Raw genomic sequence first — 1830 nt, 5'->3', positions numbered from 1 at the left:
GGCCCGCCCTCCCCCGGCACCCAGAGGACGGTGAGCCGGTCCCGCCCTCGACGGCGGGCCTCGCGGGCCACCGCCTCCACGGCGAACCGCCCGTAGCCGAGCCCCTGATGCGCGGCGGACACGTTCAGCCGCCAGATCCCGCAGCGGAAGGCATCGATTCCGGCGTCGGGGTCGAAACCCCCCATGACGAAACCGACGACCTCGCCACCGGCCAGGACCAGCCGGGGCCAGGCCACGTTCGGAGGGGCCGCGTAGGCCTCGGCGAGGGAGCGCTCCACCGGCGCGACGAAGCGTTCCTGGTCGGGGTGGACACGCAGGTCACAGGCGGCTCCGACGTTCTCCGGGGTGATTTTGGCGAGACGGGGAGCGGGGGGTGTGTCGTTCATGGGCACGAGCCTAGGAGGGCCAGGCGCGCGAAAAAGCCGCTGTGGTCCGCCGTCAGTGACCGGGCAGGGCGCCGCCGTTCACCCCCAGGACCTGTCCGGTGGTCCAGGACGCCTCGGGGGAGGCGAGGAACCCCACCACCGCGGCGATGTCGTCCGGGGTGCCCGCTCGACCGACCATGGTCTCGGCGGCGAGGGTGTCGTGCCTGGACGAACGCCCCTCCTCGGTGAAGAACTCGGTGTCCTGCACGTAGCCGGGGGTGAGGGTGTTGACGGTGATGCCGTCGGGGCCGCCGCGCCTGGCGAGGTCGATCCCCCAACCGCAGAGTCCGGCCTTGGCCGCGGCGTAGGCGTCGCCACCGCCCCGATGCGCGGCGATGGAGCTGATGTTGACGACCCTGCCTCCCGGGCGGCGGAACGCGGGCCACAGTGCCTGGGTGAGCATCATCGCGGACAGCAGGTTGGCGTCGATGGTGCGGCGGTAGAGGTCGAAGAGGCCCCTGGTGTCGACGGGGTTCTCCTTGATGATCCCGCCCGCGTTGTTGACCAGGACGTCGACGGGTGCGTCCGACAGCCTTTCGGTCACGGCCAGGACGGCTTCCTCGTCGGTGAGGTCCGCTGGGAGGGGGACGACGCGACCCCCGGGGTGGGCGGCGGCGACTCGCTCGAGGGGTTCCCTGCGCCTGCCCAGGACGTACACCTCGTCCCCGCCCGAGACGAACATCTCCGCGATCGCCCTGCCCATGCCGGTACCGCCGCCGGTCACGATGACTCTGCGCATGTGTGCCTCTCGCTGGGGTGGATCCGTGAAGACAACCACGGGGCCGTCGCGAGGAGCAACGCCTTTCTCGGGAGCTGGCGATCGCCCGACACCCGGGGTCGGGGAGCCACTCATGATGACTACTCCAAGTAATATCACCGTGACCCCAAGTCGTCGATTCGCTTCGGGAGTACTCGTGAAACTGCCCCTGCGGCCTCACCAGCTGGTCCTGCGCATCGCGACCGGCGCGTCCATCCTCAACTCCGGGCTGAACAAGCGCGGCGCGGACGAGGACACCGCCATGGGTCTGCACGGGATGGCGGTGGGCACCTACCCCTTCCTGGACAAGCTCGACCCGGTCACCTTCGCCCGACTCCTGTGCGCCGGGGAGATCGCCCTGGGCACCGCGCTGCTGGTGCCGTTCGTACCGAACAAACTCGCGGGAGCCGGATTGAGCGCCTTCGCCGCCGGGCTGCTCGGCATGTACCTGCGCACGCCCGGCATGCACAAACCCGGCAGCCTGGCACCCACGTCGGACGGCATCCCCCTGTCCAAGGACCTGTGGCTGTTCGGCGCCGGGCTGTCGCTGATCCTGGAGGACTGCGAAAAGGACTGAGACCGGGAGGGTTCCCCGGACGAGGGACGGCTACTGTGGTGCGGGCCCGCCCCCTCCCCGATCCGAAGGGC

At 70.5% G+C, this 1830-nt stretch carries 3 protein-coding genes; 1 reads left to right on the top strand and 2 read right to left on the bottom strand.

Going from position 1 to position 1830, the window contains the following annotated elements; genetic code table 11:
• Positions 1 to 386 (bottom strand): GNAT family N-acetyltransferase (locus tag ADX84_RS25040; RefSeq protein ID WP_049579956.1); only part of this gene is annotated, 386 nt, incomplete at its 3' end.
• A gap of 52 nt (positions 387 to 438) precedes the next feature.
• Complete coding sequence (locus ADX84_RS25035; RefSeq protein ID WP_049579954.1) at positions 439 to 1164, bottom strand: SDR family NAD(P)-dependent oxidoreductase; 726 nt, start codon at positions 1162 to 1164, stop codon at positions 439 to 441.
• A 175-nt stretch (positions 1165 to 1339) separates the two neighbouring features.
• Between ADX84_RS25035 and ADX84_RS25030 the strand changes: the two genes are divergently transcribed.
• Positions 1340 to 1759: a hypothetical protein gene (locus tag ADX84_RS25030; protein WP_049579951.1), complete on the top strand. Its 420-nt coding sequence runs from the start codon at positions 1340 to 1342 to the stop codon at positions 1757 to 1759.
• The last annotated feature ends 71 nt before the right edge of the window (positions 1760 to 1830 follow it).

The sequence above is a fragment of the Nocardiopsis sp. SBT366 genome (assembly GCF_001083815.1).
GTDB lineage: Bacteria > Actinomycetota > Actinomycetes > Streptosporangiales > Streptosporangiaceae > Nocardiopsis > Nocardiopsis prasina.
This window is presented reverse-complemented; position numbering and strand designations above follow the sequence as displayed.